General features: G+C 39.9%; 18 protein-coding genes and 1 pseudogene. 7 read left to right on the plus strand and 12 right to left on the minus strand.

Features of this window, described 5'->3' with window-relative positions:
• Positions 1-3: 3 nt before the first annotated feature.
• Complete coding sequence (locus F0226_RS17230; protein WP_171736836.1) at positions 4-615, minus strand: OmpA family protein; 612 nt, start codon at positions 613-615, stop codon at positions 4-6.
• Complete coding sequence (locus F0226_RS17235) at positions 615-1,925, minus strand: TolC family outer membrane protein (protein ID WP_171736800.1); 1,311 nt, start codon at positions 1,923-1,925, stop codon at positions 615-617. Before F0226_RS17235 ends, F0226_RS17230 begins: the two co-directional genes overlap by 1 nt.
• 825 nt (positions 1,926-2,750) lie before the next feature.
• Here F0226_RS17235 and F0226_RS17240 point away from each other — a divergent pair.
• From F0226_RS17240 to fabV, 3 genes are all read left to right on the plus strand, one after another.
• A complete protein-coding gene (locus tag F0226_RS17240) occupies positions 2,751-3,380 on the plus strand; it encodes a TetR/AcrR family transcriptional regulator (RefSeq protein ID WP_171736801.1) in 630 nt (209 codons plus the stop codon).
• Positions 3,381-3,461: 81 nt separating this feature from the next.
• A complete protein-coding gene (locus tag F0226_RS17245; protein WP_171736802.1) occupies positions 3,462-5,744 on the plus strand; it encodes an acyl-CoA dehydrogenase in 2,283 nt (760 codons plus the stop codon).
• 253 nt (positions 5,745-5,997) lie between these two features.
• The gene (gene fabV / locus F0226_RS17250; protein WP_171736803.1) at positions 5,998-7,200 is read left to right on the plus strand and encodes an enoyl-ACP reductase FabV; all 1,203 of its coding nucleotides are present in this window, start codon (positions 5,998-6,000) and stop codon (positions 7,198-7,200) included.
• 98 nt (positions 7,201-7,298) lie between these two features.
• Here the strand turns inward: fabV and F0226_RS17255 are convergent, their stop codons facing one another.
• Positions 7,299-8,981, minus strand: coding sequence for an aspartate:alanine antiporter (locus tag F0226_RS17255; RefSeq protein ID WP_171736804.1), 1,683 nt, complete (start codon positions 8,979-8,981; stop codon positions 7,299-7,301).
• A 203-nt stretch (positions 8,982-9,184) separates the two neighbouring features.
• Positions 9,185-9,448 carry a GrxA family glutaredoxin gene (locus F0226_RS17260; RefSeq protein ID WP_137373092.1) on the minus strand — a complete coding sequence of 88 codons (264 nt, stop codon included), beginning with the start codon at positions 9,446-9,448 and terminating at the stop codon, positions 9,185-9,187.
• 433 nt (positions 9,449-9,881) lie between these two features.
• Between F0226_RS17260 and F0226_RS17265 the strand changes: the two are divergent.
• Positions 9,882-11,021 (plus strand): annotated as a pseudogene (locus F0226_RS17265) (iron-containing alcohol dehydrogenase); the annotation flags it as partial.
• 225 nt (positions 11,022-11,246) lie between these two features.
• Here the strand turns inward: F0226_RS17265 and F0226_RS17270 are convergent.
• The 5 genes from F0226_RS17270 to F0226_RS17290 form a co-directional block, all read right to left on the minus strand.
• A complete protein-coding gene (locus F0226_RS17270) occupies positions 11,247-12,101 on the minus strand; it encodes a MurR/RpiR family transcriptional regulator (RefSeq protein ID WP_137373094.1) in 855 nt (284 codons plus the stop codon).
• A 363-nt stretch (positions 12,102-12,464) separates the two neighbouring features.
• Positions 12,465-14,108: a pyridoxal-dependent aspartate 1-decarboxylase PanP gene (panP, locus tag F0226_RS17275; RefSeq protein ID WP_171736806.1), complete on the minus strand. Its 1,644-nt coding sequence runs from the start codon at positions 14,106-14,108 to the stop codon at positions 12,465-12,467.
• A 117-nt stretch (positions 14,109-14,225) separates the two neighbouring features.
• Entirely contained in the window at positions 14,226-14,738 is a 513-nt protein-coding gene (locus F0226_RS17280; RefSeq protein ID WP_171736807.1) for a hypothetical protein, read from the minus strand.
• 193 nt (positions 14,739-14,931) lie between these two features.
• Positions 14,932-15,837 carry a lysine exporter LysO family protein gene (locus F0226_RS17285; RefSeq protein WP_171736808.1) on the minus strand — a complete coding sequence of 302 codons (906 nt, stop codon included), beginning with the start codon at positions 15,835-15,837 and terminating at the stop codon, positions 14,932-14,934.
• Between the two features lie 18 nt (positions 15,838-15,855).
• Positions 15,856-16,776 carry an HDOD domain-containing protein gene (locus F0226_RS17290; RefSeq protein WP_171736810.1) on the minus strand — a complete coding sequence of 307 codons (921 nt, stop codon included), beginning with the start codon at positions 16,774-16,776 and terminating at the stop codon, positions 15,856-15,858.
• Between the two features lie 370 nt (positions 16,777-17,146).
• Here F0226_RS17290 and F0226_RS17295 point away from each other — a divergent pair, with 370 nt between their 5' ends.
• Positions 17,147-17,728, plus strand: coding sequence for a TfoX/Sxy family DNA transformation protein (locus tag F0226_RS17295; RefSeq protein ID WP_171736812.1), 582 nt, complete (start codon positions 17,147-17,149; stop codon positions 17,726-17,728).
• An 82-nt stretch (positions 17,729-17,810) separates the two neighbouring features.
• Here the strand turns inward: F0226_RS17295 and F0226_RS17300 are convergent, their stop codons facing one another.
• The 3 genes from F0226_RS17300 to F0226_RS17310 all read right to left on the minus strand — a co-directional run bounded on the left by F0226_RS17300 (position 17,811) and on the right by F0226_RS17310 (position 21,002).
• Positions 17,811-18,362, minus strand: a complete 552-nt coding sequence (locus tag F0226_RS17300; RefSeq protein ID WP_171736814.1) for a hypothetical protein — start codon at positions 18,360-18,362, stop codon at positions 17,811-17,813.
• A 185-nt stretch (positions 18,363-18,547) separates the two neighbouring features.
• Complete coding sequence (locus F0226_RS17305; protein ID WP_171736815.1) at positions 18,548-19,045, minus strand: response regulator; 498 nt, start codon at positions 19,043-19,045, stop codon at positions 18,548-18,550.
• Positions 19,038-21,002, minus strand: coding sequence for an ATP-binding protein (locus F0226_RS17310; RefSeq protein ID WP_171736816.1), 1,965 nt, complete (start codon positions 21,000-21,002; stop codon positions 19,038-19,040). The genes F0226_RS17305 and F0226_RS17310 overlap by 8 nt, the downstream gene beginning before the upstream one ends.
• A 184-nt stretch (positions 21,003-21,186) precedes the next feature.
• On the opposite strand from F0226_RS17310, the gene F0226_RS17315 reads away from it, so the two are divergent.
• Positions 21,187-22,449 (plus strand): DUF945 family protein, encoded by a 1,263-nt coding sequence (locus F0226_RS17315; protein ID WP_171736817.1) that lies wholly within the window; start codon positions 21,187-21,189, stop codon positions 22,447-22,449.
• A 164-nt stretch (positions 22,450-22,613) separates the two neighbouring features.
• The gene (gene serC / locus F0226_RS17320; protein WP_171736818.1) at positions 22,614-23,708 is read left to right on the plus strand and encodes a 3-phosphoserine/phosphohydroxythreonine transaminase; all 1,095 of its coding nucleotides are present in this window, start codon (positions 22,614-22,616) and stop codon (positions 23,706-23,708) included.
• Positions 23,709-23,823 lie beyond the last annotated feature (115 nt).

Genomic DNA, 23,823 nt, shown 5'->3' on the forward strand with positions numbered 1-23,823 from the left:
TTGTCACTTCTTTAACGTAGTAAAAATTGTCCATTCTTCAGCGACTTCTTGGCTGAGCCCAATGACCGTTGCGGTAACTTTTCTGTTCAACGCATGGCTGATTAGATCATTATCTGATGCAGTTTGCTTTGTATCGCCATACCCAATCACTCGAACTCGCTTAGGGTTGATACCATAGTAAATTAAGCGGTCCTGAACACTATAAGCTCTCTCTTTGGATAAAGTTAAATTGTGTCTAGGAGAACCTGTCTTGCTGGCATACCCTTGAATCTCAATGGATGCGGCTTGGTAAGTGTTAAGGAAGTTTGCCATTGTTTTAATTTGTTCTACGAAAATTGGGTTAATTTCGGCAGAATTATTAGGAAACAGAATGTTTAATTGCCTTATTTCTTCTGATTTTAAAATCTCCCCGCAGCCGTCGTTGTCCACCTTGGATGCTCTTGGTGTATTTGGACAGGCATCTCTCGCATTTATTACTCCATCAAAATCTTCATCCTGCAGATCAAAACTTTGTTTCGATACTGGTACTTTTATGTAGGTTTGCTCTGTGTAGGCAAAGGCTTGATTAACAAAAACGGTGATTATCGCCACCATCAAAAATAGTATTCTCATTATCAGTACTCCATTTTTTGAGTCCATTCTTTTGGAATTTCTACAAGTAAGGCGTCAAGTAAAGAGCCTGTGGCATTGAGTACACGGTATTTTGCGTATTGCTCTGCGTAGTGGGCATCTAAATAATCTTTACGGGCTTCAAATAGCTCGTTTTCGGTATTTAATAAATCGAGAAGCGTTCGCTGACCAATCCTGTATTGCTTTTCATAAGCAATGACTGTTTCAGATGAGGAATCGACGTGATCAGACAAAAAATTCTTCTGTTGAAGAGTCAGGTCTAAAGCGCTCCAGGAAAGTCTTAATCCTTCCTCAACTTGTCTGTAAGCGCGATCTCGCAGATCTTTAGATTTATTTAGTTGATACGCTGCGCTATCGGAATTAGCACTGTCAGAACCTCCGTTGTAAAGGTTATATCTCATGCGGAGCATCGCTAACGTTTCTTGGCTAGAGCCCTTATTTCCAGCAGCATCTTCACGCCATGTTTGTGATGCTTCAATTGAGAAAGTAGGGTAATTCACCCCTTTAGATTGCTTATATTGAAAGTGAGCTGAATCTACATCGGCAAGAGATATCTTGATTACTGGGTGGTTTTGGAATGCATACACCACAGCATCATCGACAGTAAGTGGGATTTTTGTAATATCAGCTTTTGGGTAGACAAGACCAAGAGGAGCTTGACCCACTAAACGTTTAAATTGGATATGTGTGTCAAATAAATTATTTTGAGCCGCAAGAAGGTTACCGTGTGCCTTCGCTATCCGAGCTTCAACTTGAGAAAGATCTGCTGTAGATCCTAACCCTGACTCCGCTCTGCGTTTTATATCTTTAAAAATTTTCTTGTGTACAGATAGATTGCTTTCAGAAAGGGCGAGAACTTCATTTGCCTTGACTGCATTTAAGTATATCTGAGTGACCTCTAAAGCTTTGTCTTCTGCATCTGCGATTAGCTGAAGCCTAACCGATTCCGCTTCAGCAGCGGTTCGGTCTGTATCATAAAGAGTAGAAGATCCATCCCAAAGCAGTTGGGTCAAAGAGATAGTCGCTTCTTTTCGGGTTAAGTCGGTATTTGAACCATTGCCAGGGGCTGGGTTTATTCCTTCATACCCAATGCCTGCGTCAAGATCGATACTGGGTTTGTAAGCTCCTCCCGAAGCATCATGTTGATTCTTTACACTCATGAATTCATTAAAAATACTTTTGATTTCAGGGTTTGAGGAAAGAGTGGCAGCCACAGATTGCTCTAAAGATTGAGTCATTACTGGGGGGCTAGTCGCAATGAAAAAGCTGATTATGGACAAATTAAATAATCTCAAAGCAGTACTCCTTTCCGTTTAAGTTATAAGCGTACTTAGCCCCACTGCTATTTATTGCACCACTCTTTATTGATGGTTTGATTAGTAAGAAGAGTAGGTCATTAAACAAAAAGTGAAAATGAAATTAAAAGGCAAGAATAATACAAATATGAAGGCTTCATAGTGGTGATTCTACTGACTATTGTGCTTGTTAATGTTCGAATGACGGAGCAGGTAAATGCAATTCATAGATACTTACTTACTGTTTTTTATGTGAAAAACTAGTGTGTATTTTTTGATTGGTATAGTTTTATTTGAAACAGTCTAGCAGCGGAAATTTGGAAATTACATGTTTGAAACAAACGTTTGGTTTCAATGGTTATTGCATTGCTGTCTCATTGTTGAGACTGAGTTTTACGTGTGTGGAGGCTATTTTTGAAATGTAGGTGCTGGGTTTTATATGAATAGTAGAAGACCAGTTTTTAAGTGTTTTTTATGAGGAGGGGGACGTAAAAAAAAGCCCAAACCAAAACGGTTTGGGCGGATACAAATATAGGAGTTAATAAGGAAAAAGCAGTAAATAAAAAACAGATAGAAACAAGTTTGACGACCTGTAAAACCTCTAAATACTCTGTTTTCTATACTAAGTATGACCTACCATTCTGTATTCAGTTCCATTAAAAATATTATTTTTTAAAACTTTCCAGCAATTCTTTTTAATTCATAAGGTTGAGAAACCTAATTTCCAACTGGTTGGACCAATCTTTCAAAGTGTGATGTTGCTTGCTTGTTAATTAAATGTTTCGTGCGTATATTTCAAACAGTTGTTTAATACGAGTGATTAGAATGGCACCAAGAAGTAATACTAAAGAAAAAATCTTAGATGTTGCAGAGGCTTTGTTTGCAGAACATGGCTTTAACGACACTTCGCTAAGAACAATCACGAGTAAAGCGAACGTAAATTTAGCATCAGTGAATTACCACTTTGGCGATAAAAAGACACTAGTTCGTGCTGTATTAGATCGGTATTTAGAGGCTTTTATGCCCGCATTGCATGATGCATTGATTACTTTGAATCTAAATGAAACCTACACAATGGAAGATGTGTTTGAATCTTTGCGCATGCCTTTGAGGTCATTGAATGACGTAAGACCAAACGGGACAAGTCGATTCATGTTGTTGATTGGGCGTGGTTATACCGATGTTCAAGGTCACTTACGTTGGTTCATTACGACTCGCTACAGTGAAGTACTCACTCTATTTACCGATTCAACGTTAAAGGCAAACCCAAACTTAACGCCTGAGCTTTTATTTTGGAGACTCCATTTTACGTTAGGTACTTGTGTTTTCACCATGGCTTCAAGTCAAGCTTTAGCAGAAATTGCAGAGAATGATCACGGGAAACAAGTGGACGCCAAAGCTGTGGTTGATCTACTCATTCCATATTTGTCGGCTGGCATGTCGGCAGGTGAATAAAATTAGTAATTAGAAAAAACCGAATAATTAGAATAAATAAAAAATAATCACACCAAAATAGTGAACAAAAGGATCTGAACTATGAGCTCTCTAAGACAAAAATATGTAAGTGACCCAGCTTTTAAATTCTTCAAAAAAGTACTGCCACCACTTTCCAGTACTGAGAAAGAAGCAATGGAAGCGGGTAGCGTATGGTGGGATGGAGAGCTGTTTTCAGGAAAGCCTGATTTTAAAAAGCTCCATCACTATCCCAAGCCTCAATTAACCAGTGAAGAGCAGTCTTTCATTGATAATGAACTTGAAACTCTTCTGGCTATGCTGGATGACCATAAGATCGTAAAGGAAGATCGCGATCTTCCTGAAGAAGTTTGGTCATTCCTGCGTAAAGAGCGCTTTTTCTCACTGATTATTTCTAAGGAATTTGGTGGTAGAAACTTCTCTTCTTTAGCTAACTCAACAATCGTAACTAAAATTGCGACTCGCAGTATTAGCACTGCTGTGAGCGTAATGGTGCCTAACTCGTTAGGTCCAGGTGAATTGCTTTCTCACTACGGCACACAAGAACAAAAAGACTATTGGTTACCACGTTTGGCTGATGGTACCGAAATTCCTTGTTTCGCATTAACTGGACCTGAAGCGGGTTCAGATGCTGGTGGTATTCCAGATGTTGGAACGGTTTGTATGGGCATGCATGAAGGCAAAGAAGTCCTTGGTATTAAGCTTAACTGGAACAAGCGATACATTACTTTAGCACCCGTCGCTACTGTGTTGGGACTAGCATTTAAACTTCATGATCCGGAAAAGCTACTGGGTGATAAGGAAGATGTAGGAATTACTTGTGCACTTATTCCAGCTGATCACGAAGGTGTTGTGATTGGCGAAAGACATGATCCACTTGGTCTTGCATTTATGAATGGACCAACTCGAGGTCATGATGTGTTTATTCCGATGGAGTGGCTAATTGGTGGTGCAGACTATGCCGGTAAAGGTTGGCGTATGTTGGTTGAATGTCTTTCCGCGGGGCGTGGTATCTCGTTACCAGCACTAGGTACAGCGATGGGGCATTTAACTGCGCGTACAACGGGTGCTTATGCATATGTGCGTAAACAATTTGGAATGTCTATTGGTAAGTTTGAAGGCGTAGCAGAAAGCCTTGGTCGAATTGGTGGTCTTACGTATTTACTAGAAGCTACTCGAACCTTAACGACGACATCATTAGATATGAAAGAGAAGCCGGGAATTGTTACGGCTATCGCTAAATATCATATGACAGAAATGGCGCGTACGATATTAAACGATTCCATGGACATCCACTCAGGTCGCGCTATTCAAGATGGACCGATGAACTACCTTGTTGCGCCATACCTTGGCATTCCAGTCGCGATTACAGTAGAAGGTGCAAATATCCTTACTCGTAATTTGATGATCTTCGGTCAGGGTGCAACTCGTTGCCATCCATATGTTTTAAAAGAAATGGAAGCGGCTGCTAATCCAGATGAGAAGCAAGGCGCGAAAGAGTTTGATGAGCTTTTGTTTAAACATATTGGTCATGCTACGAAAAATACATTTGGCGCATTTGGTGCTGCATTAACAGGTTCTCGCTTTATTAAAGCTGACATGAGTGGACCAACTAAGCACTATTACCAAGATTTAACTCGATTGAGCCGAGCGTTAGCCGTGAGTGCCGATTTCGCAATGTTGAGCCTTGGTGGTGAACTGAAACGTAAAGAACTTATCTCTGCTCGTTTAGGTGATGGTCTTAGCTATCTATACATGGCTTCTGCGGCTCTTAAGAAATATGAAGATGAAGGTCGCCAGCAGTCTGACTTAAACTATGTACATTATGCGGTTCAACATTGTTTCTATCATGCGGCTAAGTCTTTACAAGAAGCGTACAGAAACTTCCCAAGTAAGTTAGTTGGTCGTACATTAAAAGCGCTTATCTTCCCACTAGGGAATAAGTTTGAACAACCAAATGATGATCTTACGGTTGCACTGGCAGAAAGCTTAATGACTCCAGGGGCTCATCGTGAGCGTCTAACTCATCTTTGTTACATTGGTAAGGAAGAAGACGATAGTGTAGGTCTAATGGAAGAAGCCTTTAACGCAATGTATAACGTGAAAGGGCTTGAAAGAAAGCTAGTACGAGCAGCGAAAGAAGGGAAAGTGGCGAGAAAAGGGCTACTTGCCGATAAACTTGCTCAAGCATTGGAAGCCGATGTGCTAACTCAGGCTGAAGTAGACCAGATAGTTGCAGCGGATAAGTTGAGATATACCGCTATCCAAGTGGATCACTTTAGCCATGACTTTAGTGAAACGCTGACGAGAAAAGAGCTTAAACCAAAGCTGAATAGCGTCGCTTAGTCACTTATAAACGGCTTAATTCGAGAAAGGTTAATACCTGTCTTTCAAATCTTGGCTGTTTAATCGATAAATAAACTTAAAGGCTCCTATTGAGGAGTCTTTTCATTTTTTATTGAGAGTAATTCTCTTTTTAAAGGGGAAATTACCTGATAGTGCTCCAACCACTTGCATTTTCACGACAAATTTAAAGAAATTAGATGCCTTTCGCTTACGAAACTTTTATCCTACGGAAGATTTTTTAAGGAAGTTGAATATGATCATCAAACCTCGAATTCGCGGATTCATCTGTACTACAACACACCCTGTTGGTTGTGAAGCGAACGTAAAAGAACAAATTGCTTACACTAAAGCTCAAGGTCCAATTGCTAACGCACCTAAGCGCGTGCTTGTTGTTGGTTCTTCAAGTGGCTACGGCTTGTCTTCTCGTATTGCGGCTGCATTTGGTGGCGGTGCTTCGACTATCGGTGTCTTCTTTGAAAAAGCGGGTACTGAGAAAAAACCTGGCACAGCTGGTTTTTACAACTCAGCAGCTTTCGATAAGCTAGCTAAAGAAGAAGGTCTATATTCAAAGAGCTTGAATGGTGATGCTTTCTCAAATGAAGCTAAACAAAAGACTATTGATCTGATTAAAGAAGATCTTGGTCAAATTGATATGGTTGTGTACTCACTGGCGTCTCCAGTGCGTAAAATGCCAGAGACTGGCGAAGTGATTCGTTCAGCTCTTAAGCCTATCGGTGAGACTTACACATCTACAGCTGTAGATACAAACAAAGATGCGATCATTGAAGCAAGCGTTGAGCCTGCTACTCAAGAAGAAATTAATGACACTGTTACAGTAATGGGCGGTGAAGATTGGGAACTTTGGATCAATGCGCTTTCTGAAGCGGGTGTATTAGCTGACGGTTGTAAGACTGTTGCTTACAGCTACATTGGTACTGAGCTTACATGGCCAATCTACTGGGATGGCGCTTTAGGTAAAGCGAAAATGGATTTAGACCGTGCAGCAACGGCTCTAAACAACCAATTAAGCCAAACTGGTGGTTTAGCAAATGTTGCTGTTCTTAAATCAGTTGTGACTCAAGCAAGCTCGGCAATTCCTGTTATGCCTCTTTACATCGCAATGGTATTCAAGAAAATGCGTGAAGAAGGCATTCACGAGGGCTGTATGGAACAAATCTTCCGTATGTTCAGCCAACGCTTGTACAAAGAAGATGGCAGCGCAGCAGAAGTTGATGAAGTGAACCGTCTACGTCTAGATGACCTAGAGCTACGTGATGATATTCAAGATCACTGCCGTAACTTATGGCCTCAAATCACAACTGAAAACCTGAAAGAACTCACGGATTACGTTGAGTATAAAGAAGAGTTCTTGAAACTGTTTGGTTTCGGTGTTGAAGGTGTTGATTACGAAGCGGACGTTGAAACTCTAGTTGAGTTTGATGTAGCGGATATCTAAACCAGTTTATCTTAAAGGTATTAAAAGAGGCGCTCATTTAGCGCCTCTTTTTTATTTGTAGCTTTGATAATCGAGCAGTTAATCAGTTAATCAGTTAATCAGTTAATGATTATGATAAACGTACCCGCAAGGGTCATTAATATATTGGCTATAGCATAAGTACCGGCATAACCTAGTGCTGGAATCGTTGACTTAGCGTAGTCGTTTACAATGTCCATTGCAGGGGCGCAGGTTCTTGCTCCGATAATCGCACCAAATAAGAGTGCACGGTTCATTTTTAGAATATAGGCACCAACTAAATAAGCGAAGATTACAGGTACCACACTGACCACTAGAGCAATGCCTAGTACCTGAGGACCTACTTGAGTCAGGTGCTCAAAAATTTTCCCACCGGCGCTTAGTCCAATTCCGACCATGAAGAACATCAAGCCAAGGTCTTTCACCATATTCAATGCACCCTGAGGTACATAACCGAAAGTAGGGTGGTTCGCTCTGAGGAAGCCTAAAGTGATCCCTGAAAGTAGTAGCCCGACAGCGTTGCCTAGCCCAAAAGAAACTTGACCAAATGTCATAGTGATCAGACCAAATAAAATACCTAGAATGAAAAAGCTACAAAACGCCATAAGGTCAGCCATTTGGCTATGAATCGAAATGAAACCAATTTTTTCAGCTAAGCCATGAACTCGGCTTTTTTCACCACTAACTTGTAGAACGTCACCTTTAGCTAGAACGATATTCAGGTCCATCGGCATTTCAATTTGAGCGCGTACTACTCGGTTTAAGAAACAGCCATATTCCGACATGTTTAGGTCTGATAAACGCTTGCCTGCAATGTTGTCACTTTTAACGACAATTTCTTCTTCGACAATGCGTAAATCAAGTAGGTTACGGTCGAAGACTTCTTTTCCGTTTCTAAAGCTAGGATCAAGTCGAGCGTGGCTATCAGGGAAACCAACCAACGCAATTTCATCACCTTCTTGCAAAATAGCGTCACCATCAGGGTGGGCTAGAATACCGTTTCTACGAATTCGCTCAATGTAGCAACCTGTTTGACGATAAATACCTAGTTCACGCAGGTTCTTACCATCAGTCCATGAAATCAGTTCTTGTCCGACTCGATAGGCTCTAATGATAGGAAGATAAACTTTACGCTGCCCTGAAGTACCAAGCCCACGTTCTTGTGCAATTTGTTCTGCAGAATCGTGAAGGTTTACTTTCTGTAGTTTTGGGATAAGACGAGCAAACATAATCATGCTAATTAAGCCGACTAGGTAAGCCATGGCGTAACCAACCGAAAGGTTCTCAATCACTAGTCCTAAATCCATATTTCTAGGGACTTCGGCTAAACCAGAGTTTAAGGCGTCTTGAGCACCCACCAGAATAGGTGTCGCGGTTAAAGCTCCTGCCATCATGCCTGCGGAGAGACCATAATCTAAACCAAGGTAGTGGCTACTGAAATAGGTGAGAGCCAACGCCGTAGAAAGAACCACTAAACTCAATATGAGATAGTGCTTACCATCTCTAAAAAAGATACCAAAGAAGTTAGGACCAGCTTCTATCCCTACACAATAGATAAAGAGCATAAAGCCAATGGTTAAAGCATCGGCATTAAAAGAAAAGCCTAAGTGCCCCATAACGAGTGATGTAATAAGAACACCAATTGAGTTACCAAGCTGTAAACTGCCAAAGCGAATTTTACCAATGGCAAGCCCTATCGCTAAGACAACAAAAATGAGAAGGATGGGGTTTTGTTCAAGCAAATAAACGACGTCGATATTCACAACAGCGGCTCAATTTAATCTGAGAAAGTAGAAAGGATGAGTGGTGAATTGTATCGGAATATTTCGAAAAGATAAGTGTTATTTCGATATTTTACTTTGAATTAACTTTTATCATTTGTACTTAAAAAAACAGCCCGCATTTACTAATGCAGGCTGTAAGAAATACATTTAAATCTAGCTCAATCAAATGAGCCAAATTGGGCTTAATCAAAAAGACCTAGGTTTTCTTTTGCGTAAGCTTCAAATTCATCACAGCCACCAATGTGGTCTTGGTCGATGAAGATTTGTGGCACTGTTTCAACTGGCTTACCAACTGTTTTTTCTAGGTCAGCTTTGCTGATGCCTTCTGCGTGGATATCTACATAGCGGTAGTTGAAATCATCACGTTTTGCTTTAAGAGTTTCAGCATGCTCTTTCGCACGAACACAGAATGGGCAAGCAGGACGACCAAAGATAACTACAAACATTTCATTTCTCCTAAATACGGGATGAGGCGCCAACAAATATTCTTCATGAATATGGCCTAATAATTCTTGAAACTAACTATGCCTTAATGCATTCGGGAAATAAAGGCGGAATTGCCTCTTAATGTAATAGGTAAAACCTATCAGATTAAATTGTAACCATAGCGTGGATTAATCGTTTCGAATTATTTGAGAAGCTAAAGAAGACAACGATAATGTTATTAGGACGACTTAACAGAGCATTGTGAGGTAACACTAAGATTCAGTAATAAGTAGGCACTTTTATGTCACAAGTTGCACCGAGTCAAAACATCAAATGGAAGTTGATGCCATGTTTGAATGTAGTATTAAGTTTGAGGTGAGTAGCCTCGATTTTCAGTTGTATCAGCAGAGTCAGTGGTATCGTTTGTTCTGTAGAGTAAAGGGAGAGGCTCCAATGTTTCAATTCATGACATCGACAAGGATTATATTTGGTGAGGGTGCACTTGCTTCATCGCTCTCTGTAATCAATCAATATGGTTATAGTGTTTTGCTTGTAACAGGCAATACATATACAAGAGCTTTACCCATTATTAATCACCTTGAATCCCAGAGCATGCGTTATCAGCATATGGCAGTCACAGGTGAGCCCAATATAAAAATGGTCGAAGAGGCCGCATTATCTGCTAGGCGTTTTAAACCCGATATGGTGATAGCCATTGGAGGAGGGAGTGCTATTGATTTAGGTAAGGCACTAGCTGCGGTTATTCCCAATCAAGGTGATCTCTATGATTATGTTGAAGTAGTGGGGCGTAATGTACCTTTAAAAACAAAACCACTGCCTTTCATTGCAATCCCTACAACGGCAAGTACTGGCGCTGAAGTGACTAAAAATGCAGTCCTTAAATCTGGTCAAGATCAGGTGAAAATCAGTTTACGCAGCCCTGATATGCTAGCCGACGTTGCGATCGTTGATCCAACGTTAACGTATAAGACCGATCTGTATACATCAGGTAGAGGAGCAATGGACGCTTTTACGCATTTGATGGAAGCGTATGTTTGTGGTGAGCCTAACTCGTTAACTGACATGATTTGTGAAGAAGGACTAAGACGCTTAAGCAACTCGGTATTAGCGGCTTGTATAGATGACGATAAAAAGGCTCGATCAGATATATCCTTTGCTGCAATGCTTGGTGGGATGGCGATTACTAATGCAAAATTAGGAGCCGCGCATGGATTGGCTTCTGCATTGGGAGGAAAACTCAATGCGCCCCATAGCGTAATTACCGCAAGATTGGCACCACTTGTCATGCAGGAGAACATGGATGTTGCAATGGAGTCCAAGAGAGTGGATATACTAGCTCGATACGAAAGAATTGCACAAATTGTCACTGGTGATATGGATGCGAAGCCTGACGATGGAGTCGTGTGGATACTCCAGATCCTGAATAAATTATCAATACCTTCGTTGTGCGCGTTTAAATTCAATGAAGTGAATCAACAGGAAGTTGTGAATGATGCTCTTAAATCAGTGGCAATAAAAGGTAACCCACTGCCATTAAACGAAGAAAGGCTCTTCCATATTCTTTCTCAAGTTGGTGCCGATTTACCTGGATTACACGCCCAAGATGAAGCAATAGAACCTCACTTATCTATTATTAATTCTTATGCATCGGAGAATAGTGTGGCTGAAAAAGGTAACAGTTGGACAATCTAGTTTTGCATGTTCAGATCTGGATTTTTAAATTTCATATGAAAAAACGGAGCGCTTAGGCTCCGTTTCTAGTGAGTATACACACTCATAGTTAACTGTTAGGCATAACTAAAACTGAGAATACTTTTCATATCGCGAATCTTTAATTGATTCTTTCACTCGTTTCAAATTCTCTCTGAAACCAGTCCCACGGCGTAGGGTAAAGCCCGTTGCTAAGACGTCAATCACTGTCATTTGAACAACACGACTCGCCATTGGCATATAAACGTCAGTATCTTCTGGCACATCCAAAGAAATAGACAGAGAACTTGCTTTATCCAGTGGTGAATCTTTCGCTGTAATCGCAATAACTGTCGCGCCATTTTCACGGGCTAAATTAGCAATCTCAACTTGGCTTTTCGTCCTACCAGTATGAGAAATCAAAACAATTACGTCGTTATCACTACAGTTAATGCAGCTCATTCGTTGCATCACAATATCTTCAAAGCAAGTAATTGGTATATTAAAACGAATGAACTTGTTTTGTGCATCTTTTGCAACAGCAGAGGATGCGCCTAAACCAAAGAATGAAATTCGTTTAGCTTGGGTAAGTAGATCGACAGCTCGATTAACTTGCATAGCATCTAAGCTGTTCTTGGCTACATCTAAACACGCCATAGTAGATTCGAAAATCTTATGTGTGTAAGCGTCCGGTCCATCATCCTCTTCAACATTACGGTTCACATAAGGTGTGCCGTTTGCCAAGCTTTGAGCAAGATGAAGTTTAAAATCCGGAAAGCCTTTAGTATCTAAACGGCGGCAGAAGCGGTTAACAGTGGGCTCACTTACATCAGCCATTTTAGCTAATGTAGCAATGCTAGAGTGAATAGCAGTTTGAGGGGATGCCATAATTACTTCGGCAACTTTGCGCTCAGACTTACTGAAATTTTCTAGATTTTTTTGTATTTTTTCTAATGTATTCATAGTGTTCACAAGGGTATAGAGAACAACTTGCTAATCAATATCTAATGACTTCGGGGTAATGCCTGAAAGAACAAAAACAGTTAAATTTAAGCTCCTATTTAAATAGGTTACTCAAATCAATACTGCAGCTCTAAATAGATATAAGCTAACTAGCACCATGTACTTAGTATAAACCTATCAGGCGCTTTGCTAACACTAAAAGCAGGGATGAATGCTTAAGAATTTGACAAGCCTCAACAAATTTTTAGAAAACTACAAAAATGGAAGTGTTTTGAGGCGGAAATAGCCAATATTGAAGATAAATTGATAGGGGAATTACACCAAAACGAAATTAATTTTCATTTTGGTGCAATTTTTATTCATTTATGAGGTGATTGAATCCGCTAAAGTATTTATTGCTCGCATTAAGTTTGGAGCGAGTTTAGAAATTTCGCGTTGCTCATCAATAATAGCGTTGAGTATATCATGCCCTGTTAGAGGGTTCGCTAATACAACTCTAAATACGATAATTGGCTGGTGGTTCCATTTCTCAGGTGTGAGCTGAGTTCTAGACACAAACGACTTACCTGTTTCACGCTGTTTTTTCTGAATGAACTTAGTGAGCTCGTTGAGTAACTCGTTTAATTTCACTTTATCGTTAGAGTTAGCTTGTTCAAGGGCTTTTTGAACATGCTCCGGTATATAGCGATAAGTAAGTAAACAAAGCTCAGGCTCAGATACCAATTCGAAATCACTTTGCTCAGTGATCAAGTCAGCGAAATAACGTGCTTTATCAAGACTCTCATCGATTAATAATTCATAGCCTGGTCTGCTAATGATATGCATGCTTGCATAAACGAGCATAGCCATACCTGAACGCGAGCCTTCTAAAGTTCGGCTGCCTAAATCTTTAGAACCTTTACGCAATATATATTGAGCATGGTGTTCGATGGCAGTCATGGCGTCTGGATTTTTGAAAAGCACCATACCTGCACCCATTGGCACATAAAGTTGTTTATGTGCATCAATCGTGACAGAGTCAGCAAGCTCAATACCATTCAGAAGGTGACGATGGTTATTCGACATTAAAGTCGCGCCGCCCCAAGCTGCATCAACATGGAAATGACAATCCGTTTGTTGACACACCTCTGCAATCGCTCTCAATGGGTCAATATTGCCAGTTTCAGTGGTACCCGCCACACCTATCACAGCGAAAGGTTTTATGTTCGCTTGCTTAAGTTGCTCAATCTTTAGTTTGAGGTCGTCTGTACAGATGCGGTTATTGTTGTCAGTTTTTACCGCGACAAGACTTTCTTGGCCAATACCGAGTACATCAGCCGCTTTTTTCAAAGAATAGTGACCACGTTCAGAAACAAGAATCGCTAGACCTTCATAGCCATAATGTTTCATTGCTTTGAACAATCCTTCCTTCTCAACACCTTCGAATGCACCTTCCGCTTTAAGAGCGTTATTCCTAGCAACCCAAAGCGCTGTAATATTAGCAATGGTTCCGCCGGAGCAAAAAGCGCCTAAAGAGTGGTTAGCACTGTGCATCCAGCGAGAATAAAACTGGCTATTATCTTGATAGATAAGGCGATGGAGCATACCTAACACTTGGCGTTCAAGAGGCGTAAAAGCTTTCGACGTTTCAATTTTTACTAAGTTCTGATTAAGAGCAATCATGATCTTAGAAAGGGGCATTAAAAAGTAAGGGAGGGCAGACGTCATATGACCAATGAAGCTTGGTGATGATGTATGCACAGAGTGTGACACCAGAGAATCAAGTAGATGCTCGGTGTGTTCAGAGACAAACTCTGGCTGCTCTGGAATTTGAGCATTAGAGAAGTCTTTCTCAATTTCACGAAGGGGCTTTTCTTCAGCCACGATATGTTCGCGTAAGAATTGATTTAAGTTCTGAGAGAGTTTGTCTTCGATTTGAGTCAGGGTTGAATCCGGACCTTCAGGTACCGTAAAGATACGTAGTAGGCTTTCAAAGCTGACATCTACTGTTTTTTGTTCCGTAACCATAGCAAGCGAGTTGTTTTTCTAATATTAACGCGAGCGGGATAATCTAAATGAAAACGGGCACAAAGTCCCGTCTTAATTATGAAATCCAACTTTGCAAAAAGGGCACAAATAACAGGGTTATTTGCATTTAATAGTCTCAAGCTGGGCTATTGATTGGTTATAACGCTGAAGTGCGGTGTCGATTTCTTTCGGGTGACTCAGAAGTTCAGCTAAAGCTGAACGTAATTCATAGTTCTGCTTATGAGGCGTTGATTGGCGATCTTCAAACGTTGCTCTCGCAGCTAATCCTAGTTCGTCATCTCGAGTTGATAGTTCTTTAACATCATGCTGCTCTAACTGTAGCCAAGCTTCTACAGGCTGTGATGTTGCAACTTTACTTGAATCATTATCTAAATAGTAATGAACAGCAGCACGGTTTAGTTCAAAGTGATGCTTACGACCTTCAAGAAACCAAGCACTTACTTCAGTCAGATCTGGATATTGCTCAGAAGTTAAGGCTGCTAAGTCTGAATACCAAGTTAATGAAGCGTCGACATACGCATCATATTTTCCAGATAAACATTGGTTGTCAGCGGCTAGAGACACGGTCGACGTAGAAGCTAGCAGTAAAGCGACACAAAGGCGTTTCATAAAGGTTCCTTTTAGATATTATTCTTGTTAGAGCACTTCTCTTTTAGAAGCTTACCGTGGTTTCTGTTTATTGAGCAATAACAGATAATCTATTTTTTATACGGTAATTGTATGGGCATGCATTCTAGACTATGTGATTCACTAATCCTGCGATCTAGCTAGCTAATTCAATGAAATCTAATATACCAAAGTGTTAATTGGTGAGTGATACAAAGAAAAGCATTAACACGGGAACTAAGATACTCAAAATAAAGCCACTAACGATCGCAACAGGTACACAACGAACTCCACCAGTAGTCTGAATCACGGGCAAAGTGAAATCCATAGCAGTTGCACCTGCATAACCAATAGAAGTAGCAGGGTGAGTTCTGATTAATAGAGGGATGACAACAAGAGCGACGAGTTCTCGTAGCAATTCCAACATAAAAGAAGCGCCGCCATAAACGGGACCGAAAGCATCTCCCATCAATATTCCTGCCAATGAATACCAGCCAAACCCAGATGACATTGCTAGAGCATTGAATAGAGGAATATCAAGAATGAATGAGGCAATTACTCCTCCTAGCAGGGAGGTAATAATAATCGTTGCAGCGATAACCATTCCGTGTTTATTCAGAAGGATTTGCTTAAGTGTTAAACCACTGTTTCTTAACTGGATACCAATAAAAAACAAGAGGATAAACAGGATCCATTCACTTGCAGAATCGACCCAATGGAGTTCGAAAGGTAGCAATAAGCCGATGATAAGACCTGAGCCAACTACTAGAATTAATTTTGCGGATTCTAAAGCCATGGAAGATAGAGGCAACTTATTTTGGCTGCCATCGGTTTTTAAAGGCATGGCTTTATCGATCAGAGGCAAAGCCAATAAGTTGCAAGTGCTCAGACAAATAAAAAACGTAAAAGTATAAAGAAGGATCGTTTGAAGGTTGCTTCCTAAATTATCTAACGCTGCAAGGCTAAGCCCCATTAAACCTAAGATCACATAGATAAGTTGAGAGGTAGCACGGTTAACCGTCTCAAGCACTTTAGCGTTAGATATAGAAAACAAATACCCCACAATTAGTGGAGCAAAAATAAAAATCATCCCTGTAAACATGAATCCCTCATTATTCCTTTATAAACCGCTGGTATTGATTACGTCATTAATCTGTGACTGAAATTCCGCATCACTTAAGTTGCTGAGTTTATACAATACTTCGGCACCAGTTGCATTAAATTCCACCTCATGCTCATCAATTCTTTCATCCTGATTTCTGAACATTAATAAATGGTTAGCAATACGTGCAATGGCTAAATAACTTAGTACGTCTTCATCTGCGGGTTTCGCTTCATTACTACATACTTCAAGGAAGTCGTCATCAAAGCCCCAATGTCCAAGAACGAGCTTGCTGGTTGCAGAGCACTGACCTTGGAAGATTTGTAAGGCGATCTCTTGATCGAGGTAGTTACCTTTTTCTAAATAAAGGTGGTATTCGCTCACAAGGCAAAATAACCCTATATCAGCTAATAAACCAACAAGTAATGACTTTTCATGCTCAAGGTATTTATATTCATCAGGACGCAAGCTCTTGAACTCATTCGTCACGAGTACCATCGCTGCGCCTAGTTCACGAGAGACTGCAGCACTTTGAACCAAAATATCATTACACACCTTATTTAAATTAACAGAGTGCTTTAATTGCTCAATGGCTTGTGCGGTCACAATATCTCTCACTCGTAAAATCCCAAGGCGAGATACAGCAGTAACAAGGTCCATACAAGTAATGTTACGACGGTTAAAGACAACAGAGTTCGCGACTCTTATGACAATGGCAGTCAAACCAGGATCTTCTAAAAGACAATCTGCGACATCGGCAATGCCCGTTGATTCTTGAGTACAGAGTTGCTGAATTTTCAAAACAACATCAGGAATTGGAGGAAGGCTAATTTTTCCTGTTGCAATCGAGTTACCGACTAATTGTGAGAATTCAGTTTCGATACCTTGAAGAAGGAGAGCTTTGTTCTGTGGTAACCAAAAAAAAGATAAATGATTCATATAAATACTAGAGAGTATGCAAGTCCTGTCATTTTACTAGTAGGGGTATTGAGAGGCAATATACTTTATGCAAAACCTTATACTTCACAAAAATAGTAACTAGTTGCATACATATGCGAGCTTATTGACGTCAAAAAAACATCGAAATTAAGAAATAATGTGAACCTCATCATTAAAATGTTTATTAATTCATCAATTGATGTGAAGTAAATCCAGACTTATTTTTCTTTTCAAAGTATGATTTATTTAACGGTGAGACACACAAATAATATTCACCGACTTAAAAAATAAAGTTTCATTTTTCGCATAAATATAGCTGCTTATCTGGTGATCATACTAATCGGGGTAATAAGATTAAGGATCAATGGATATGACGGATCAAGCATTTTATAACTACATGGGTAAATTCGGTGAATACCAAAATCGTTCTATGTTTGGCGGTATAGGTCTATTTCAAAACGAAGCCATGTTTGCACTTGTCAGTGATGGTTGTTTATATATTCGAGGTGGTAATACTCTAGATAAAAAATTGACGGATTTAAATTGCGGAAAATACCGACACGTTAAAAAGCAAACAACAGCAACTGTTAACTATTATGATATTACTCAATTATTTTCTAATGAACATCCTGGCTTAGATGAAATCATTAGAATGTCTATTGATAACTCAATTCAGCAACGCAGCTTTCAAAAATCAACCGCAAGCAGGCGCTTACGTGATTTACCAAATATGCAATTGACGCTGGAACGTATGGTTAAAAAAGCAGGCGTTGATGATGTGTCTACTTTTATGCAGTTAGGTGCTTCAGAAGTTTTTGTAAAAGTTCGCAAAGCGTATGGTAATGATGTTGATGTTAAACTGCTTTGGAAATTTGCAGGTGCAATTGACGGGATTCACTGGAAACTTCTTCAAGAACCACGTAAACAACAGCTACTTGAAAATTGTCAGTAAAAGCTGAAAGTATTCATAAAAAAACCGAGGATATCCTCGGTTTTTTTGTATCTGATACTTCTAAAAGATTGTCTTTATTAACCTAGAACTTAAAGCGAGTCGTGAACATAATCTGATCACCGTAGAAGTCATTGATACGTGCTTCTGCACCTAAAGAAAATAGCTCAGTTGAATGGAAACGAGCATAAACCGAACCGATCCATTCCTCATTATCATCAATTGAAACGAATCCACCTTTACCGCCCACTTCTAGTTGTGGACCTAACCATTGGCGAACACCTACATTAAGCTCCATACCAATCTCAGTCGATGTACTTGAACCTTGACCATCAACAATGCGCATTAGCATTTCACCCGTTAGGTCTGCCCAGTTATTGATTGGAGAGTGGAAGCCAAGACCAACCGCTGAATCGTAGTCGCCTTCAAATTCAGAATCGATACGAGCTACTGCATGTGCGTTAGGGTGAATAGACTTACTCATCGCGCCACCGAACGTTACTGGGCTTGCACCAATACGAGCTTCAAAATAGTCATAGCTGAAGTTGCTCATCACTTCTGGTTGATTCGGGTCTGTAGCCGCTAGAGTTTGGCTAGATGCCAATAAAATAGCAGTTGTAAGTAGTATTTTACGCATAATGACAGTAAACCTTAATTGATGTTAATTCCTTTGGTTTGAACATGATGGCAAACCATAAACTTTAGACAGTTTAATATAACTAGAGAAAAAGTAATCCATTAAAATGTCATTACTTTGTCGCTTAGTCAAAATAGAAGCAAATTGAATGCCATATTCATAAAGGTTTACATACTAATTAGAGATTATTCTCCAAACTTTCCTCTGCGATCAGACATAGCGCTTAAAATACGCTCTGTATCTAGAATGGATGTCCAATTGAGTAATTGTTTATCGTTCTCGATGACATAATCGGTCAGTTGCTGGGTAAGAGTTTCTCTAAGCTCGTTACCGCGCCAAGGTTTAGAAATATAAAAATCCAAAGCTGCGTGATTAATGGCGTTAACGGTATCTTCGAGCCCAGCTTGACCTGTTAATAGTAGTTTTCGAGTTGCCACTGTTGAGGGGCGTTGATTGAGTTCGATTAAGAAATCGATACCTGTCTTACTTGGCATGATGTGATCGCATAGAATTAATGCAAGAGGTGTGTGTTCGTCTTCCATATCCTGAATGACGTCCATTGCTTCATCTACCGATTCAGCCCCTTCAACAATAAAATGCTCTTCAAATGGGGATAAATCTTGCAGTACGCTATTAAGCACTTCGGGTTCATCATCAACACAGAGTATTAAATACTTATTCATAAGAAGTTCCTTGAGGATGTAAAGGGAGCCAAACTTGGATTTTTGTATAGCTGTTTTGTTCGTTATCTGGAGTTGCAGGAGAGGATTCAGCTTTGATGAACCCTTGATGTGCCGCTACGATTTGCTGAGAGATAGATAACCCAATACCAAGCCCGAAATTACCTTCTTTTTTGGTTGTAAAATTGGGTTCAAATATCATTGCTAAATTCTCGGCTTGTATTCCATGCCCGTTATCTTCAATTTCAATAACCACAAACGGTGTACCATCAAATTGAGTTTGGAAGGTTGAAATGATAACTCGACCATTTTCAGACAAGGCATCTAGAGTATTCGAAATCAGGTTTGTCCAGACTTGCTGCAATGCTAATGACTGACAGTATATTGCTGGGATAGTAGAGTCATAATACTTCTCTATGCGATGCCGTTTTAATCGGTTTTCAAAAATGACTAAAGTGTCTTCAATCCCTTCATGTATATCCGCAAGGTTGAGCTTTTCATCATCTTCCCGCGCATAACTTTTTAAACTTTTAACCATATCTGCAATACGGGCACTGCAGACTTGAATTGAGCGTATCGAGTTTCCAACTAAATGATATCGTTCTAAATCGTTCAGTAACTCTTTGCCAGCTTTTGGTGAGTTCTTTAAAGTATCAAGGGTCGCTTTATCATTTGCCAATTGCAGCTTAACTGCTTTTTTAGCTAAAGCTCGGTTACCGATCATGCTAATAACGGTATTCACTTGTTCACGTTCTTGGCTGGTGGATAAAGGTTGAATGTTCTTTGCCGAGTTGAAGGTGTTCAGCTGTTTTGAATAGTTTTCATGACCTGCATTTTCTAAGATGTTTTCAATGTTGACTGATAAAGTTTCGATACTGCGTAATATTGCGGCAATAGGGTTGTTTAGCTCATGAGCCACCCCCGCGATAAGTTGACCTAACATCGCCATTTTTTCTTTATCAAGCAGTTGCTCGTGGGCAGACTCTAGTGATTCTAGCGTTTCTTGTAACGTTATCTTGGTGTTGATACTACGCTGTAACCGACGGTTAAAATGACGTAAAAGCAAATTAGTGAACAATGGCAATAAACTGCTATTTGAATGCATAACTTGGCTAAACACATCTTTATCAAGTTTAATGACATCGGTTGGAGTGAGCGTTATTGCGGTTGAAAACGAAGGCTCTCCGGTAACAAAAGACATTCCGCCAACGAGGTTTCCTTTGGTGTGTCTCACTACTTCTCTTTGCTGACCTAATTGATCTTTTTTGTATAGGGCGACTTCACCTTGCGTAATTAGCCATAAAAATCGGTTGTCTTCGCCTTCTTTGGTTAACAAGTGATCTGAAGAATAGTGGCGAAGCGCTTTGGTTTCATCTGTTTTTGAGAAAAACTCGTGCAATGCTGAGACCACTTTTTCAGCTAATTCAGAATCGGTAAGATCATGAAAGTCATGTATAAACCCAGATTGATATGTCCGTATTTTATTTTCAATATGCGATCTTAATAACCTTTGGTGATCGAGAACTTGGCTATAAGAAAGCAGGTCATCTTGTGCATGCTTTATTATAAAAGAGGTGAGTTCTTTTTGGGCAGTTTTAAAAAGCAAGTTGTCTTGCAAAGGTTTCGTTAGGCAGTGATTCAACCGACCTTCATTAACCGCGGTAAGAATAGCTTGAATGTCTGTAGAGCTGCTGACCAAAATTGTATGTGCAGTTTTCGTATGCGGTAATTGTTCTAGCTCGACTAAAAATTGTACACCACTGAAACCAGAGTGATGATGAGTGACAACCAAAGCCACGGTTTGATCGCGGCTTTGTACATACTCTAAAGCTTGATGGGCATCTTCTAAATCATCAACCGTGTAGAGATCAAACATCGGAGCTAATGGTGCTAGCTCTTGTCTAATTTGTTCAATGCTTACTGGATTGTTGTCTAAGCAGATAACAGCGTATTGATTCACGGTAAGGCTCTCAGAGTGATGTTACCTCCAGATTACCAACTTAAAGATAGGAGTGATGAGAGCTACCTTTTAAATTATTGTCTAAAAATGTAAATCAACCAATAGGCTGATTTAACTCAATGTTTCTTGTTTCTTGCTGATAGGCTAGACTGTCACAATATTAGCCAAAGTATAAAGAGAGTTCATGGAACAGTTAAGAAAGATGGGTGCAATAGGTGGTGCTGTTGCATTGGCACTGTGTTGGCCACTCGCAGTAGGGCAAATTGGTCAAAATGTTGTGACTGACGGAGTTGCTAGTCTCAATAATGCGAGCGTAGAAGCGGAGTTATTAAATTATGACCGCGGTTACTTATCATCAACCGTTCAGACTCGATTTACTGTTGTAGATGAAAGCCTAAAAGAACAATTAGAAATTGATGATTTACCGACTGAATTTGTCGTTAATAGTGATATTAGCCATGGCTTACTGAGTTTAAGCGCGGTTTCGACGCTTGTAGATGCAGAAAAGCTACCTCTGACACTTACGACGAAGACAGAGCTTAACGGAAATACAGATTTTAATTTTGTATTGAGCCAGTTGAATCACCAAAGTTCTGGTGAAAACAGCACGTCAGTTTCTATCACTAAGTCTACTTTGTCTGGACATGCTACGGTACTCGGACAAATCAATTACGAACTTTCCATTCCTTCAGTTCAGATTAATTTCCCTACCGGTGAAGAGATTACTCTATCGAATTTAACGGGTACAGGTGAAGGGAAGCAGGCAAAAGGCTATTGGCTTGGTAATCAAGATTTTTCGATTGAATCGTTTTCAGTTTCAGATGCGAGCATGCAACCTTACTTAGCTATTGATGGCTCTACCTATAAGTTTGGTTCACACCTTGATGAAGTGACAAAGCGTTTACAGAGCAATGTGAAACTAGGCGTTGAAGCAATCAAAACCAGCGATGGCGAGGTAAATAACCTTGATGTTGATTTTGAACTGTCAAATTTAGACAGCGAGTCTTTTGAAAAAGTATTTGAGATTTATCAAAACAACCCAGTTATGACGCAAGAAGATATTGAGAGTATTGTGCCTTACATTGATATCTTATTCGCAAAAGGTTTTGACTTATCGATGAACAAGATGTCACTGAACTTGGGACAGGGTGAATTTGAGTCAAAATGGTTAGTGAGTGTTCCTGAGGGTACTGAAAATGTTAGTAGTAACCCTGCGACAATCGTTCCTGCATTAACCGGTAATTTAAGTACTTATTTTTCAAATGAATTGGTACAAGAGTACCCATTTATACGCGAAGGTATTGATGAACTTATCGTTATGGAAATGATTAAAGAAACGGGAAGTGGCTATGAAATTAAAGCTGAATTATCAAAAGGGAATCTAGTCTTTGAAAATGGACAAGAAATCCCGCTGATAACACTGCTTATGCCAGTCTTACTGCAATAATCAAATTAAATGTTTAGCTGATCTTCTGCTGTATCGGAAGCGAAGCTTAGTATTTCTATCCATACACAACAAAAGAGGTCCTAAGACCTCTTTTGTTGCTTTTTATGTGACGTAAAACATGATATTACTTGCACAGTTATTATTTAGCAGGAGCAATGTCCCCAATGGAACCGAACGTAGAGAATATATATAACTTTAGTGCTGGCCCCGCTGCATTACCAAAGCCAGTAATGAAGCAAGCCCAAGCTGACTTTATTGATTGGAATGGTCTTGGTACTTCAGTGATGGAAATCAGTCATCGCAGTAAAGAATTTATTAAAGTTGCTGATGAAGCGGAACAAGACTTACGCGATCTTCTGAGTATTCCTGATAACTATAAAGTGCTTTTCTGTCATGGTGGCGCACGTGCTCAATTTGCAGCAGTTCCGATGAACCTACTTGGTCAATCCAAAAAAGCAACGTATATCGATGCGGGTTACTGGGCTGAAAGTGCAGTAAATGAAGCAGAAAAATACTGCGAAGTTGATGCGTTTGATGCCAAGACAACCATTGATGGCAAGGTAGCAGTTGTTCCTGCAAGCGAGTGGAAAATAGCAGCCGATTCTGCCTATGTACATTTCTGTCCGAACGAAACCATCGATGGAATCGAGATTAACGAACTTCCTCAAACTGATAAGCCAATTGTCGCTGATTTATCTTCTACGATTCTATCTCGCCAAATTGACGTGTCTAAATATGGCGTGATCTACGCGGGTGCTCAAAAGAACATTGGTCCTGCTGGTATTTGTATCGTTATTGTACGTGATGATTTATTGGAACTAGCAAGCGAGGCATTACCAAGTGTATTGAGCTACAAAGTGCTTGCTGAAAAAGATTCAATGTTTAATACACCACCAACATACGCATGGTACTTATCTGGTTTAGTGTTTAAGTGGTTGAAAGAGCAAGGTGGCGTAGAAGCGATTGAACATGTTAATCGTGAAAAGGCTGAATTACTTTATAACTATGTTGATGAGTCTGACTTCTATAAAAATGATGTTCATACGAATAATCGTTCTCGTATGAATGTGCCATTCCAACTCGCTAAGCCTGAGCTTGATGCTCAATTTTTAGAGTTAGCTGATAAAGCTGGTTTGAAGTCTTTGAAAGGGCATCGAGCTGTTGGCGGAATGCGAGCGTCTATTTATAACGCGATGTCACTTGAAGGTGTTCAAGCCCTTGTTGATTTCATGAAAGCATTTGAAAAAGACAACGCATAATTGCATTAGTTTAATGTCATTATGAACTTGACATACAATAAAAAAGCTCCTAATTAGGAGCTTTTTTGTTAGCGAATTTTCAAGCTAAATTAATTTCTAAGCAATATCATTTTAA

This window comes from Vibrio sp. 99-70-13A1 (assembly GCF_013114625.1).
In the GTDB taxonomy this organism is placed as follows: domain Bacteria; phylum Pseudomonadota; class Gammaproteobacteria; order Enterobacterales; family Vibrionaceae; genus Vibrio.

What these genes read in the sequence shown, in the direction of transcription:
- F0226_RS17315 (WP_171736817.1), top strand. Translation starts at nt 21,187, where the DNA reads ATGGAACAGTTAAGAAAGATGGGTGCAATAGGTGGTGCTGTTGCATTG.
- F0226_RS17300 (WP_171736814.1), bottom strand. Translation starts at nt 18,362, where the DNA reads ATGCGTAAAATACTACTTACAACTGCTATTTTATTGGCATCTAGCCAA.
- panP (WP_171736806.1), bottom strand. Translation starts at nt 14,108, where the DNA reads ATGGTTACGGAACAAAAAACAGTAGATGTCAGCTTTGAAAGCCTACTA.
- F0226_RS17280 (WP_171736807.1), bottom strand. Translation starts at nt 14,738, where the DNA reads ATGAAACGCCTTTGTGTCGCTTTACTGCTAGCTTCTACGTCGACCGTG.
- F0226_RS17290 (WP_171736810.1), bottom strand. Translation starts at nt 16,776, where the DNA reads ATGAATCATTTATCTTTTTTTTGGTTACCACAGAACAAAGCTCTCCTT.
- F0226_RS17270 (WP_137373094.1), bottom strand. Translation starts at nt 12,101, where the DNA reads ATGAATACATTAGAAAAAATACAAAAAAATCTAGAAAATTTCAGTAAG.
- F0226_RS17305 (WP_171736815.1), bottom strand. Translation starts at nt 19,045, where the DNA reads ATGAATAAGTATTTAATACTCTGTGTTGATGATGAACCCGAAGTGCTT.
- F0226_RS17260 (WP_137373092.1), bottom strand. Translation starts at nt 9,448, where the DNA reads ATGTTTGTAGTTATCTTTGGTCGTCCTGCTTGCCCATTCTGTGTTCGT.
- F0226_RS17245 (WP_171736802.1), top strand. Translation starts at nt 3,462, where the DNA reads ATGAGCTCTCTAAGACAAAAATATGTAAGTGACCCAGCTTTTAAATTC.
- serC (WP_171736818.1), top strand. Translation starts at nt 22,614, where the DNA reads ATGGAACCGAACGTAGAGAATATATATAACTTTAGTGCTGGCCCCGCT.
- F0226_RS17285 (WP_171736808.1), bottom strand. Translation starts at nt 15,837, where the DNA reads ATGTTTACAGGGATGATTTTTATTTTTGCTCCACTAATTGTGGGGTAT.
- fabV (WP_171736803.1), top strand. Translation starts at nt 5,998, where the DNA reads ATGATCATCAAACCTCGAATTCGCGGATTCATCTGTACTACAACACAC.
- F0226_RS17240 (WP_171736801.1), top strand. Translation starts at nt 2,751, where the DNA reads ATGGCACCAAGAAGTAATACTAAAGAAAAAATCTTAGATGTTGCAGAG.
- F0226_RS17295 (WP_171736812.1), top strand. Translation starts at nt 17,147, where the DNA reads ATGACGGATCAAGCATTTTATAACTACATGGGTAAATTCGGTGAATAC.